Origin of the sequence: Streptomyces sp. NPDC093260, assembly GCF_040683715.1 — a bacterium.
Lineage (GTDB): Bacteria > Actinomycetota > Actinomycetes > Streptomycetales > Streptomycetaceae > Streptomyces > Streptomyces sennicomposti.
In genome coordinates this window covers 70,221-83,474 of record NZ_JBFBEK010000003.1, presented here as the reverse complement: position 1 = coordinate 83,474, position 13,254 = coordinate 70,221, and the positions used below count along the sequence as shown (strand labels likewise).

At 72.5% G+C, this 13,254-nt stretch carries 14 protein-coding genes and 1 pseudogene; 6 read left to right on the top strand and 9 right to left on the bottom strand.

Going from position 1 to position 13,254, the window contains the following annotated elements; all coding sequences use genetic code 11:
- Positions 1-153: 153 nt before the first annotated feature.
- The 6 genes from rlmB to AB0N63_RS04615 form a co-directional block, all read right to left on the bottom strand.
- On the bottom strand, positions 154-1,098 hold the full coding sequence (rlmB, locus tag AB0N63_RS04640) for a 23S rRNA (guanosine(2251)-2'-O)-methyltransferase RlmB (protein ID WP_365524023.1): 945 nt from the start codon (positions 1,096-1,098) through the stop codon (positions 154-156).
- A gap of 122 nt (positions 1,099-1,220) precedes the next feature.
- Entirely contained in the window at positions 1,221-2,621 is a 1,401-nt protein-coding gene (cysS, locus tag AB0N63_RS04635; protein ID WP_365524020.1) for a cysteine--tRNA ligase, read from the bottom strand.
- 154 nt (positions 2,622-2,775) lie between these two features.
- Entirely contained in the window at positions 2,776-3,180 is a 405-nt protein-coding gene (locus AB0N63_RS04630) for a PPOX class F420-dependent oxidoreductase (protein ID WP_365524018.1), read from the bottom strand.
- Positions 3,181-3,209: 29 nt separating this feature from the next.
- Complete coding sequence (gene ispF / locus AB0N63_RS04625) at positions 3,210-3,788, bottom strand: 2-C-methyl-D-erythritol 2,4-cyclodiphosphate synthase (RefSeq protein WP_365524016.1); 579 nt, start codon at positions 3,786-3,788, stop codon at positions 3,210-3,212.
- A complete protein-coding gene (gene ispD, locus AB0N63_RS04620) occupies positions 3,778-4,542 on the bottom strand; it encodes a 2-C-methyl-D-erythritol 4-phosphate cytidylyltransferase (RefSeq protein WP_365524013.1) in 765 nt (254 codons plus the stop codon). Before ispD ends, ispF begins: the two co-directional genes overlap by 11 nt.
- A 511-nt stretch (positions 4,543-5,053) precedes the next feature.
- Positions 5,054-5,536, bottom strand: a complete 483-nt coding sequence (locus AB0N63_RS04615; RefSeq protein ID WP_003953493.1) for a CarD family transcriptional regulator — start codon at positions 5,534-5,536, stop codon at positions 5,054-5,056.
- 878 nt (positions 5,537-6,414) lie between these two features.
- On the opposite strand from AB0N63_RS04615, the gene AB0N63_RS04610 reads away from it, so the two are divergent.
- The gene (locus AB0N63_RS04610; protein WP_365524010.1) at positions 6,415-7,128 is read left to right on the top strand and encodes a DUF461 domain-containing protein; all 714 of its coding nucleotides are present in this window, start codon (positions 6,415-6,417) and stop codon (positions 7,126-7,128) included.
- A 117-nt stretch (positions 7,129-7,245) separates the two neighbouring features.
- Here the strand turns inward: AB0N63_RS04610 and AB0N63_RS04605 are convergent, their stop codons facing one another.
- Together AB0N63_RS04605 and AB0N63_RS04600 are read right to left on the bottom strand one after the other, a co-directional pair.
- Complete coding sequence (locus tag AB0N63_RS04605; RefSeq protein WP_009189308.1) at positions 7,246-7,926, bottom strand: response regulator transcription factor; 681 nt, start codon at positions 7,924-7,926, stop codon at positions 7,246-7,248.
- Complete coding sequence (locus AB0N63_RS04600; protein ID WP_365524008.1) at positions 7,923-9,200, bottom strand: ATP-binding protein; 1,278 nt, start codon at positions 9,198-9,200, stop codon at positions 7,923-7,925. Before AB0N63_RS04600 ends, AB0N63_RS04605 begins: the two co-directional genes overlap by 4 nt.
- 343 nt (positions 9,201-9,543) lie before the next feature.
- Here AB0N63_RS04600 and phoU point away from each other — a divergent pair, with 343 nt between their 5' ends.
- The 4 genes from phoU to AB0N63_RS04580 all read left to right on the top strand — a co-directional run bounded on the left by phoU (position 9,544) and on the right by AB0N63_RS04580 (position 12,317).
- Positions 9,544-10,254, top strand: coding sequence for a phosphate signaling complex protein PhoU (phoU, locus tag AB0N63_RS04595; protein ID WP_365524005.1), 711 nt, complete (start codon positions 9,544-9,546; stop codon positions 10,252-10,254).
- Positions 10,255-10,485: 231 nt separating this feature from the next.
- Positions 10,486-10,641: a hypothetical protein gene (locus AB0N63_RS04590; RefSeq protein WP_169439427.1), complete on the top strand. Its 156-nt coding sequence runs from the start codon at positions 10,486-10,488 to the stop codon at positions 10,639-10,641.
- Between the two features lie 528 nt (positions 10,642-11,169).
- Positions 11,170-11,733 (top strand): lamin tail domain-containing protein, encoded by a 564-nt coding sequence (locus AB0N63_RS04585; RefSeq protein WP_365524001.1) that lies wholly within the window; start codon positions 11,170-11,172, stop codon positions 11,731-11,733.
- Between the two features lie 197 nt (positions 11,734-11,930).
- Complete coding sequence (locus AB0N63_RS04580; RefSeq protein ID WP_365523998.1) at positions 11,931-12,317, top strand: hypothetical protein; 387 nt, start codon at positions 11,931-11,933, stop codon at positions 12,315-12,317.
- 41 nt (positions 12,318-12,358) lie between these two features.
- On the opposite strand, the gene AB0N63_RS04575 is transcribed toward AB0N63_RS04580, so the two are convergent.
- Positions 12,359-12,769, bottom strand: coding sequence for a VOC family protein (locus AB0N63_RS04575; protein ID WP_365523996.1), 411 nt, complete (start codon positions 12,767-12,769; stop codon positions 12,359-12,361).
- Positions 12,770-12,956: 187 nt separating this feature from the next.
- Here AB0N63_RS04575 and AB0N63_RS04570 point away from each other — a divergent pair.
- Positions 12,957-13,205: pseudogene (locus AB0N63_RS04570) on the top strand (UTRA domain-containing protein); the annotation flags it as partial.
- Between the last annotated feature and the right edge of the window lie 49 nt (positions 13,206-13,254).

Sequence of the window (13,254 nt, the reverse complement as noted above, 5' to 3'; positions counted from 1 at the left end):
GTGACCCGGCGGATCTGTCCGGACCGCGTCAAGGACGCGGCGACCTGCCACGTTTACCCGAGCAGGTGAACCACCGCACTCCCGTTCGGACGCCCGCTCCGGCGCGTCGTACGGCGGCGGGGACGCCCGGAGCGGACGGCCGCCGCCGGCGGATCAGCCGCGTCGGCGCGCCGCCTCGTACAGGACGATGCCCGCGGCCACACCGGCGTTCAGCGACTCGGCGCCGCCCGGCATCGGGATGCGCACCCGCACGTCGCAGGTCTCGCCGACGAGCCGGGACAGGCCCTTGCCCTCGCTGCCGACGACGATGACGACCGGCCCCTCCAGGGCGTCCAGGTCGCCGAGTTCGGCCTCGCCGTCCGCGGCCAGGCCGACGACGGTGAGGCCCGCCTTCTGGTACTGCTCCAGCGCGCGCGTCAGATTGGTGGCGCGGGCGACCGGCGTACGGGCGGCGGTGCCGGCCGAGGTCTTCCAGGCGCCGGCGGTCATGCCGGCCGCGCGCCGCTCGGGGACGACCACGCCGTGCCCGCCGAAGGCGGAGACGGAACGGACGACCGCGCCGAGGTTGCGCGGGTCGGTCACCCCGTCGAGGGCCACGATCAGCGGGTCCTCGCCCGCGTCGGCGGCGGCGTCGGCCAGGTCCTCGGGGTGGGCGTACTCGTACGGCGGGACCTGGAGGACCAGACCCTGGTGGTTGAGCCCGTTGGTCATCCGGTCCAGCTCGGGGCGCGGCGCTTCCATGAGGTTGATGCCGCCGCGCTCGGCCGCGAGCTGGAGCGCCTCGCGCACCCGCTCGTCGTTGTCGATGAACTGCTGGACGTAGAGCGTGGTGGCGGGCACGCCCTCGCGCAGCGCCTCGACGACCGGGTTGCGGCCGACGACCAGCTCGGAGGCCGAGCGGCCCCCGCCCCTGCGCTGCTGCGGGCGGCCGCCCTGCGCGCGGCGGGACTTGGCCTGCGCGGCGCGCTGCTTGGCGTGTCCCTTGCGCATCTCGGCGGGCGGCGTGGGGCCCTTGCCCTCCAGGCCACGGCGCCGCTTGCCGCCGCTGCCGACCTGCGCGCCCTTCTTGCCGGACATGCGGCGGTTGTTCGCGGCCATGATCTACCTGTCTGTCGAAAGCGTCGTACGCACGTTCGTCATCGCGTACGTCTGTCACGTCTGTGGAGTGCGCCGCCCGGCGGGGCCGGGCGGCACGGCGGTCCTGCGGACCGCGGGCGGGCTCAGCGGGGGCCGAGGCTCCAGCGGGGGCCCTGCGGGCTGTCCTCGATGACCAGACCGGACTGGCCGAGCTGGTCGCGGATGGCGTCCGCGGTCGCCCAGTCCTTGCGCGCCCGGGCGGCCTCGCGCTGATCGAGCACCATCCGGACCAGGGTGTCCACCACCCCGTGCAGGTCTTCGCCGCGGTCGCCGCCCTCGCCGGCCCACTGCTCGTCCATCGGGTCGAGACCGAGGACGCCGAGCATGGCCCGCACCTCGGCGAGCCGGGCCACCGCGGCCTCCTTGTCGTCGGCCGCCAGCGCGCTGTTGCCCTGCCGGACGGTGGTGTGCACGACGGCTAGCGCCTGCGGGACCCCGAGGTCGTCGTCCATGGCCTCGGCGAAGGCGGGCGGCACCTCGGCGGAGGGCTCCACCGGTCCGGCCTTCTCCACCACGCGCTGGATGAAGCCCTCGATCCGCGCGAACGCGGACTCCGCCTCGCGCAGCGCCGCCTCGCTGTACTCGATCATCGACCGGTAGTGCGGGGTGCCGAGGTAGTAGCGCAGCACGATGGGCCGCCACCGCTTGACCATCTCGGAGACCAGGACGCTGTTGCCGAGCGACTTGGACATCTTGTCGCCGGCCATGGTGACCCAGGCGTTGTGCACCCAGTACCGGGCGAACTCGTCGCCGTAGGCCTTGGCCTGGGCGATCTCGTTCTCGTGGTGCGGGAAGATCAGGTCCAGGCCGCCGCCGTGGATGTCGAAGGCGCTGCCGAGGTACTTGTGCGCCATGGCCGAGCACTCCAGATGCCAGCCGGGCCGGCCCTCGCCCCACGGGGTGGGCCAGGTCGGCTCGCCCGGCTTGGCGGCCTTCCACATGGCGAAGTCGCGCGGGTCGCGCTTGCCGGTCTCGCCCTCGCCGGAGGGCTGGAGGAGGTTGTCCAGCTCCTGCCGGGACAGCTCCAGATAGCCGGGGAAGGAGCGCACGTCGAAGTAGACGTTGCCGTCGGCCGCGTAGGCGTGCCCGCGGTCGATGAGCCTCTGCATCATCTCGACCATCTCCGGCACATGGCCGGTGGCGCGGGGCTCGTAGGTGGGCGGCAGGCAGCCGAGGGCGGTGTAACCGTCGTTGAACGCGCGCTCGTTCTCGTAGCCGATGGACCACCACGGGCGGTGCTGGTCGTGCGCCTTGGCGATGATCTTGTCGTCGATGTCGGTGACGTTGCGGATGAACGTCACCTCGTAGCCGCGGTGGGCGAACCAGCGGCGCATGATGTCGAAGTTCAGCCCCGACCGGATGTGACCGATGTGCGGGGCCGCCTGCACGGTGGCACCACACAGGTAGATCGAGACGCAGCCCGGCTTGAGCGGGGTGAAGTCACGGATCTGCCGGGCGCTGGTGTCGTACAGGCGAATAGTCACCACTCCAGGGTAGTGGGCCGCGGGGAGTGCCTCGCGCCCCTTGGGCACAAGGGCGTGTATTCGTGTCCCGGCCCGGCCGCCCGGGACGGGCGGAGGCCTCCGGGCCCGCCCCTGCGGACGGCCGGAGGCCTCCGGACGAGGCGTCGCCGCGGGGTTACAGGCTGCCCACGACCTTGCGGGCCCGGATGCGGACGACCACCCGTTCGGCGTCCTGCGCCGAGGACGGGTTGAACTCGGCGTACTTCTTGCCGGTGTACTTCAGGGACAGTTCGTCGATGAGCGCCTGGCCGCCCTCGGTGGTCATCTCGACGATGCCGCGGATCTCGGCGTACTCGTAGGGGTTGTCGGGGTTCTGGACCACGACGCTCACCCGCGGGTCGCGGTCGAGGTTCTTCTTCTTGCGGCGGTCCACCGTGGTGGAGACGAGAAGGTCGTCGCCGTCCCGCTTCACCCACACCGGCGACAACTGCGGGCTGCCGTCGGGCTGGACGGTGCCGACGACGATGAAGACGGGGCGGTCGAGAAGGTTCTTGAGCCGGTCGGACAGTACGGCGGACATGGGGGCACCCTCCGGTCCTCGATCGCTGATCAGTCAGCGGTCTCGATCACTGGTCGTTCAGCGCGTACCCTCGCACGCCCTCGGTCCACGCGCACCACGAGGGCCGTGGCCACCGCCATCAGTCCCTCGCCCCGGCCGGGGAAGCCCAGTCCGTCGGTTGTCGCGCCGGAGACCGACACCGGCGCGCCGGCCGCCTCGGAGAGGATCTTCTGCGCCTCCTCGCGCCGCTTGCCGATCTTCGGCCGGGGGCCGACGACCTGCACGGCGACGTTCCCGATCCGGAAGCCGGCCGCGCGCACGATCCGCGCGGCCTCCGTCAGCAGGGTGACGCCTGAGGCGCCCGACCACTCGGGGCGTCCGGTGCCGAAGTGCTGGCCCAGGTCACCGAGCCCGGCGGCGGAGAACAGCGCGTTGCACGCGGCGTGCGCGACGACGTCGGCGTCGGAGTGGCCGGCCAGCCCCGGCCCCTCGCCCTCCCACTTCAGTCCGGCGCACCACAGCTCGCGGCCGTCCTCGAAGGCGTGGATGTCGGTGCCGATGCCGACCTGGGGCAGCACGACGGGGGCGGTGGAGTCCGGGTTCGCGTCCGGGGTGCGCTCAGAAGCCATCGTTCAGCCTCCGCCGGGCCAGGACCGCCTCCGCGAGGACGAGGTCGAGCGGGCGGGTGACCTTGAAGGCCTCCTCGTGACCGGGCACGGCCACGACCCGCTCGCCGAGCTGTTCGACCATGCTCGCGTCGTCGGTGACGTCACCGGTGACCGTCCGGTGAGCGTGCTCCAGCGTGGCGCGGTCGAAGCCCTGCGGGGTCTGCACGGCGCGCAGCAGGGAGCGGTCCGGCGTGGCGACGACGGGTTCGGGGCCGCCCGGCGCCGAGGCCGGCTCGACCTGCTTGACGGTGTCCGCCAGCGGCAGCGCCGGCACGACGGCGGGCGCCCCGTCCCGTACGGCCTCGATGACGGCGTCCACGGTGTCCACCGGAACCAGCGGGCGGGCCGCGTCGTGCACGAGGACGATGTCGTGGCCCGGCGGCAGCGCCTCCAGGCCGAGCCGCACCGACTCCTGGCGGCTCTCCCCGCCGGGCACCACCAGGAAGTCCGTGCGCTCGGGCAGCGCGTGCGCGTCCAGGAGCGACTTGACCTCGGCGGCGCCGTCGGGCGGGGCGACGACCACCACCAGGGAGACCGCGCGGGAGGCGGCCATGGCGCGCACCGCGTGGATCAGCATGGGCGTGCCGCTCAGCGTGCGCAGCGCTTTGGGCGCGCCCGGGCCGAGGCGTACCCCCCGGCCGGCGGCCGGGATCACGGCGGCGACGGGGGTTCCCGGCCGGCCGGCCGCGGGTGAGGGGCGCGATTCGTCAGACATCGGTTCCTGTCCGGGTCGTGTGCTGGAGGCCGTGCCGCCGGTCCGCGTCGTCCGCCCGTCAGGCGCCGGTTTGGCGGCGGTGCCTACGTGGGTATGGCCACACCGTGCCGGGCGCGACGCCTTGACCGGACCCTTCCGTGACCCCGGTCGAGCGGACTGCCCGGGCCCGGCACACAGTATCGGGGGGACTTCCCTCGCCGTGCGGCATGTCCGCCGCGCGTGCGGGTACCTGCCGCTCATCACGCCGCGAGGCGCGTACGCCCCGCCGGGACGTCGAGTCGTCGTCGGGCTGCCGCGCCGAGTGGTGCGCCGGTGTCCTGCGGGGCATCCGGGGAACACCAGGTGGCCCTGGGAACTCCGGCGCCGTGGGTTTCGGCGGTGGATGCGGACATGCCGCAGCGCCCGGCGACTGCGTTCCAGTCATCGGGCACCGCGGCAGTGCTGTGCTGCGCTGCGCTGGACGGAGGCGGTCGTCGTGGCCGCCCGGGTCCGTGTCAGGGCACCTCGCGCGTCAGGACGCGAGCACCTCGTCGAGCAGGGCTTCGGCCTTGTCCTCGTTGGTGTTCTCCGCGAGGGCGAGTTCGCTCACCAGGATCTGGCGAGCCTTGGCGAGCATGCGCTTCTCACCGGCGGAGAGACCGCGCTCGCGCTCACGACGCCACAGGTCACGCACGACTTCCGCGACCTTGATGACATCGCCGGAGGCGAGCTTCTCCAGATTTGCCTTGTAACGACGCGACCAGTTCGTGGGCTCCTCGGCGTACGGAGCGCGCAGCACCTCGAAGACCCGGTCCAGCCCGTCCTGACCGACCACATCACGCACGCCGACGAACTCCGCATTGTCCGCTGGCACACGTACCGTCAGGTCACCCTGGGCGACCTTCAGCACCAAGTAGGTCTTGTCCACGCCTTTGATCTGGCGAGTTTCGATAGCCTCGATCAGCGCGGCCCCGTGATGGGGATAGACCACGGTGTCGCCAACCTTGAACGTCATGTGACAGGTACCCCTTCCGTGGCTATCCAGGGTAACACGGATACGGCGTCTTCTGAATGGCGTTTTCGCAGGTCAGGGCATATCTCGGGGCTTGACAACAGCAACCGGAACGTGCTTCGGAAGGGGTCGCCGGGCCGAGACGGGGCGGGTATTCGCAGGTCGGAGGGGCTTCCCGCACAGGGAGAAACGCACACGTTACACGCATCCGGCCGCCCCTCCAAACGGCCGAACGTCCCGTTTTGTCCGGTTCCATGTGTCCGACTTCCGCTACTCCGTTCGGTGAGCCACGTCGCGTTCGGGACGAATCCGAAATTGATCACGCCATGGCGCCGGGGCGTCCCTGAGGGCCGTGATCAATTTCGGCGGTCGCTTCCCCACGGGTTCGGCAGTCCCTTCCCCGCCGGGTTCCGTACCGGCTTCCCGAGGGGCGCGCATTCCGTGCCGGGAAATCCCTGAGCGAGGGCGCGGCGGAAGGCCCCGGGTAAGGGCGGCGGCTTTGGCGCCGGGTATACCGGCGGGTATGCCGTCCGGTATGCCGCGCGGCGCTTTCCGTCCGGCCGGCGGACGGCGCTTATGCGAATGGCGTGCCGCGGGGCGGCCAATGCGCGGCGGGACGGCATCGCGGGCACGGTGCGCGCCGCCCCCGGACGGCGTCCAGTCCCTCGAACGGCCTCCGCGGGAGACACCCGCAGGGCCCCCCGAACGGCCGTGTGGAAGGCGTCGCGGGAGGCGTGTCCGGGTGCCCCGGGGCGTGCTGGGGCGGGTCGGGTGCGGGGGCTCGGGAACGGCTCGGTAACCTAAGGCCGCTGACAGACACTTAGGGCGGCTTTATAAGGGAGTCGCCCTGTACCGCCCACGTTCAAGGAGTTGCCGCCGCCGTGAGCAGCAGCCTTCGACGCGGCGCCCTCGCCGCCGCCGCCATCGCGTTCTCGATCGCCTCGCTCGCCGCGTGCGGCGCCGGCAACGATGCCCAGACGCTCGAGGTCAAGCCGGACAACGCGGCCGTCACGGTCGGAACCATCAAGGTCCAGAACGCGGTGGTCATCACGCAGCCCGGCACCCAGACCAAGGGCCCGGCCGTCATCTCCGCGACCGTCTTCAACGGCGGTGACCACGACCAGACCCTCGACGCCATCCGCGTCGACGGCGACGGCACCGCGCAGCTCAGCCCCGCGCAGGGCAAGGGCAAGGGCAACGGCAAGCTGACCGTCCCGGCCGGCGGCTCGCTGATCATCGGCGGCAAGGGCAACGCCTCCGCCGTGCTGCCCTCCCCCGGCGGCAACGTCGCCGACGGCAACGCGCAGAAGATCACCTTCACCTTCAGCGAGACCGGTGACGTGAGCCTGCGCGCCTTCGTCGTCCCGGCCGAGAGCTACTTCGACAAGTGGGGCCCGAGCAACATTCCGGCCGCGCCGGGCGCCTCGCCCTCCGCCTCCAAGAGCGCCTCCACCGGCTCCGCGGGCCGGCCGAAGACGGGCGAGTCGCCGTCCGGCTCTCCGAGCTCGAACGGCTCCGCGTCCGGCTCGCCGACGGCCTCGGGCAACCCGGCCGCTCCGAGCGACTCGGCCTCCCAGTCGGTCGCCGGCCACTGACCGGGCGGCCCTGAGGCCCCCGCCGCCTGCGTACGCCTGAGGGCGGCGCGCTCCCTGCGGGGAGTGCGCCGCCCTCGGGCGTCGTCGGGGCCGGACGCGGGCCGGTCCGGGAGCGGCCTACGGCTCGAACTTGTAGCCGAGGCCCCGCACCGTGACCAGGAAGCGCGGCGCACCCGGGTCCGGCTCGATCTTCGCGCGCAGCCGCTTGACGTGGACGTCGAGAGTCTTGGTGTCGCCCACGTAGTCGGCGCCCCAGACCCGGTCGATCAGCTGCATCCGGGTCAGCACCCGGCCGGCGTTGCGCAGCAGCATCTCCAGGAGGTCGAACTCCTTGAGCGGCAGATCGACCTTGGAGCCGGACACCGTCACCACGTGCCGGTCGACGTCCATCCGGACCGGGCCGGCCTCCAGCGCGGCCGGAGTGACCTCCTCCGGCTCACCGCGGCGGCGCAGCACCGCACGGATGCGCGCCACCAGCTCGCGCGAGGAGAAGGGCTTGGTGACGTAGTCGTCGGCCCCTATCTCCAGACCGACCACCTTGTCGATCTCGCTGTCCTTGGCGGTCACCATGATCACGGGGACGTTGGAGCGGCCGCGCAGCTGACGGCACACCTCCGTGCCGGGCAGGCCCGGCAGCATCAGGTCGAGGAGGACGAGGTCGGCGCCGTTGCGCTCGAACTCGTCGAGTCCGTCGGGGCCGGTGGCGGCCACGGCCACCTCGAAGCCCTCCTTGCGGAGCATGTACGACAGGGCGTCGGAGAAGGACTCCTCGTCCTCGACGACGAGCACTCGGGTCACGGAAGGACCTCCGGGGCGGGAAGCGGTTCGTACGGGGATGTGTCGGTGGGGGGCTGCCCGGCCTCGTCGCCGAGGGCGGGGTGCTGCTGCGCCCGGTCGCGGACGCGGTCGCGGGCCGCGCGGGCCGCGGCCGCCTCCGGCAGCCGCAGGGTGAAGGTGGAGCCCTGACCCTCGGCGCTCCACACCGTGACCTCCCCGCCGTGCGAGGCGACCACGTGCTTGACGATCGCGAGCCCGAGCCCGGTGCCGCCCGTGGCGCGCGAGCGGGCCGGGTCGACGCGGTAGAAGCGCTCGAAGATGCGCTCCTTGTCCTTGTCGGAGATGCCGATGCCCTGGTCGGTGACGGCCAGCTCGACCAGATCACCGCCGGGTGCGGTGATGCGGCGGGCGGCGATGCCGACGCGGGTGCGGGCCGGTGAGTAGTTGACCGCGTTCTCGACGAGGTTGCCGAGGGCGGCGGCGAGCTGGCCGCGGTTGCCCCAGACATGCAGGTCCGCGGTACCTCCGGCGGCCATGGTGATCTGCTTGGTGCCCGCCTGGTGGCGGCAACGGTCGATGGCCTCGGCGACCAGTTCGTCCACGCGCACCGGCTCGGCGTCCTCCAGCGGGTCGTCGTTCTGCACCCGCGACAGGTCGATCAGCTCCTGCACGAGGTTGGTCAGCCGGGTCGCCTCGATCTGCATCCGCCCGGCGAACCGCTGCACGGCCTCCGGGTCGTCGGAGGCGTCCATGACGGCCTCGGAGAGCAGGGAGAGGGCGCCCACGGGGGTCTTCAGTTCATGGCTCACATTGGCGACGAAGTCGCGCCTTACCGCCTCGATGCGCCGGGCCTCGGTGAGGTCCTCCACCAGCAGCAGCACCAGCCGCGACCCGAGCGGGGCGACCCGCGCGGAGACGGCGAGGGCCTCGCCGCGCCCGGTGCCGCGCCGCGGCAGGTCCAACTCGACCTGGCGTATCTCCCCGTCCCGCCGGGTGTCGCGGGCCATCTGGAGCATCGGCTCCACGGCCAGCTTGCCGCCGCGGACGAGCCCGAGGGCGTACGCGGCCGAGCTGGCCTTGACGACGGCGTCGCCCTCGTCGAGGACCACGGCGGAGGACCGCAGCACGGACAGCACGGTGTCCACGCCCGGCGGCAGCACCGCGTCGGTGTGCAGGGAGGTGCGGGTGGGACGCTTCTGCTCGCGCTCGCTGAAGCGGAACGCGAGCATGGCGATGACGCCGGTGAGCACTCCGGCGATCGCTGCCGCTGCGGCGACCGCCGCGTTCACGTCCATGCCTCCAGGTTAGGCACGGGGTATGACGGGACCGCACCCATCCGAGTGCGACCTCGAACACTCGTCGCCCAGAGTTCACCTTGGGGCCAGTGACGGTTCATTTGGGATGACGGAAACGGACGCGTGGAGGCCGGAGCGTGGGAGCGTGGGGTTCGCGCCACCGGCCGCCGTAGCGGGCGCCGGGGCCGTCCGTCGCCTCGGCGGGCGGCGGGGCCGTCGGCCGGCACCGCGGGTTCCGCCGGCCGTGACCGGCGGGCCGCCGCCCCGCACTCAGTGCAGCCCCCTGCAATCCTGCAGCCCCTGCAACCCCGGACGAAGACGCACGCACGAGAGGGAACCGAAGATGCGGGACGCGTACCACGAGGAACTGGACTCGATCGGCGACAGTCTGGTGGAGATGGCCCGGCTGGTCGGGTCGGCGATCGGACGCGCCACGACCGCCATCCTCGACACCGATCTGAAGCTGGCCGAGAGCGTGATCGAGGCCGACAAGAAGGTCGACGAGCTCCAGCACGACCTGGAGGCCAGGGCCATCGCCCTGCTGGCCCGGCAGCAGCCGGTGGCGACGGACCTGAGGATCGTCGTCACCTCGCTGCGGATGTCCGCCGACCTGGAGCGCTCGGGCGACCTCGCCCAGCACGTGGCCAAGCTCGCCCGGCTGCGCTTCCCCGAGCGGGCGGTCCCCCACGACCTGCACGCCACCATCCTGGAGATGGGCCAGCTCGCGCAGCGCCTGATGGCGAAGGCGGCCGAGGTGATCGTCACCAAGGACGTAGACCTGGCGCTCCAGCTGGAGCAGGACGACGACGATATGGACCTGCTGCACCGCACCCTGTTCCAGCACCTGATCGACGACCGCTGGAAGCACGGCATCGAGACGGCCGTGGACGTCACCCTGCTCGGCCGCTACTACGAGCGCTACGCCGACCACGCGGTCGCGGTCGCCAAGCGGGTGGTCTACCTGGTCACGGGTGAGCACGCCGACGAGTTGCAGCAGCAGGACATCCCGCCGGTGGCGGGGACGGGAAGCGGGGCGGGGGTGGAGGGGGCGTAGGCCTCCGGCCGTTCTCGGGGCGGTGTTCTCCGGCGCGGGTCGCGGGGGCGCGGGCTGCGGCGTTGCGGACTGCGGGCCGCGGGGGGTGCAGGCTGGGGGCCGCAGGGTTGCGGGCAGCGGCGGTGCGGGCCGCCGGGGGGTGCGGGCGGGCGCGAGCCACTGTGCGCCGTTGATGCGCCCGGCGCGGCGGGCATGAAATGGGCGAAGGCACTCAGCCTCTAGGAGGGACCCATGGCCGAATCCCCCAGCACCGCTCCCGACCCCACCCAGACCCGAGAGACCGAGCAGCCCGCCGAGCCCAGAATCCTCCCGCTCCTGGCGGCCTGCGGCTGCGGCTCGGGCTGCGGTTGCGGCTGCCAGTCGGGCGGCGCCTGTCAGTGCGGCTGACCAGGGCACGCCGCCCGTAGGGGCGCGTACGCCTGTACGGCGTGACAGGCCTGTGCCCGTACGCCGTCGCAGGTCGACGCCCGTACGCCGTCGCAGATCATCGCAGGGCCCCGGCGCATGTCGCCGGGGCCCTGCACCGCGTACGCCCCCGTCCGCTTCCCCGCGCCGGCACGACACCCGTCCGGGGGACGCTTCCCCGGCAGGGCGCGTTACCCACTCAGGGGTGACGGCGCCGACCGGCCCGGGGTGGCGCGCCCTGGCGACCGCCGCCCCGAGCCCAAAGCGCACAAGGCCGAGGCTCCCGACGGACCGTCAACACCGCCCGTACACCACGTAAATGGGCGCTACACCCAAGAGTCACAGAAATATGCACAACAGGTAACACAGGACGGGAACCCGACGTATTCCGCCGCGGGACGGACACAGTGTGAGGGCGCGGCCAACCCGGCCGCCACCCGCACACAGCGCATCCACGGACGCGGCGAGATCCGCGACCGGGGGCGCGCTCGCACCAAGCAGGGAGAGCCTGTGTCCGTTTCCGTCTCTGTGACCGCCCGCCGCCTGACCGCAGCCGCCGCCGTGGCCGGAGCGCTGGTCGGGATGGCGACGCTGCCGGCGTCCGCGGCCGACCACGCCCCGCACCGCCAGGGTGTGGTGATCAGCGGTCTGCACCTCGACGACGAGACCCGCGCCCATCGTTCCAACCGCTCCCTCAACAACGAGTGGGTGACGATCAGCAACGACACCCGCCGCGACGTCAACCTGAACGGCTGGACGCTGTCCGACAGGCAGGGTCACACCTACACCTTCCGCCACTACCGCCTCGGCGGCCACACCACGGTCCGCGTCCACACCGGCTACGGCCACGACACCCGTACCGACCTCTACCAGGACCGCCGCACCGCGGTCTGGGACAGGCACGCGGACACCGCCACCCTGCGCGACGCGAACCACCGCTTCGTGGACTCCCTCGCCTGGGGCGACCAGCGCCACGTGAACCGCCCCGTCCCGCGCCACGCGGAGCACCCCGGCGCCCACCACGCCGAGCGGCCCGGCCCGCGCCACCTCGAACACCACGACGGCCGGCGCTGACCCCAGCCGGCCCGATGGCCCCCTCCCCGCCGTCCTGTCACGGGGAGGGGGCCATCCCCCCACCCACGGCCCCGGCAGGATTTCCCGGTACGGGCGAAGGCGACGCCGCCGCTGAAGCCGACGGCGGCGTAACAACCTGTCTCCAGCCCGGTCCGCGGCTCTTCCGGCCGAAAACGGCACCTGCCAGAGTCCGCACCGTGAAAGACACCAGAAGACAGCAACTGGCCCTGCTGCCCGGCGTCGCCCTGGCCGCGGCGCTCCCCGGCATCACACTCACCGACGCCGACGGGAGCCCGCTGCTCGGCTACCTCTTGTCCCTCGTCATCTTCGCCGGCGTCGGCACGGCGATCTGGTCCACCCCGCAGAGCCCCCGCCAGGCGCCGGTGCTCCTGCTCATCCTGGCGATCGTGGGCGTGACCCAGGACACCCTGGTCTGGTACCTGATCACCTGGCTGAGCGACGTCGGGGTGGCGAGCGTGTGGTCGGCGATCACGGCGGCCGTCGTCGTACGGGCCTGCTGCTGGGCGGGGGTGTGGCTGCTGCCGGGGGCGGGAAGGGAGACGGACGCCGCGGCGAGCCCGTGACGACCGGACGCCTCTTCACCGAGGAACGAGGGGCCGGTGGCTCAGGCGGGCAGATTCAGCTGCCAGGACACACCGAACCGGTCGTTGACCCACCCGAACCGGCGGCTGAAACCGTAGTCCCCGAGCGGCATGAGCTCCGCGCCCTGCTGCCCGAGGGCGGCGTAGAGCCGGTCGATCTCGGCCTCGTCCGCGCACTGCACGAAGAGGGAGACGGCGGGAGTGAAGGTGAAGTCATGTCTCGCCGGGCTGTCGATGCACATGAACTGCTCACCGGCGAGCGAGAAGGTCGCGTGCTGCACGCTCCCCTCGGCGCCGGGCCCGTCGGCGCCGTAGCGGGTGATGCCGACGATCTCGGCGTCATCGAAGAGCGAGACGTAGAAGCCCATGGCCTCCTCCGCCCGCCCCTCGAACATCAGGAAAGGGGTGATCTTCCGCGACGAAACGATCTCCATAGCGCAGGCTCCTCCGCCGCCGGCCAGTCCACACACCGCCACGCTAACGCGGGCGGGCCTCGGCGCCCTAGCGGAACGCCCGGACGCACTCCTCCGGGGCGACGGCCACTGCCTGTCTGACAGCGCCAACGCGGACGAAAGCCCCGCCGACCCGGCGCAGACCGCCGATACCGCCTTCCGAGCACGCAACCCCGGCCCCGGCGGCATCTGCGCCCGCCCAGAAGAACCCGGCCACCGCCTCGGCCACTTCGGAGAGGAGATCCGCGCCCGGATGCCCACCCCGGACGAGGTACGCACCCTGCGCCTCGCCTCCGGCGTCCCCGTCATCCACCTCATCCGCACCGCCCACGACACCGAGAGGCGAGCCGTCGAGGTGTGCGACACCGTCGTGGCCGCCGACGCCTACGTCCTCGCCCACCAACTCCCAGCGACGTGACGGCGCAGCGCGCCGGCATGCCGAAGCCCCCCGCCGCGAGCCGTCGCGG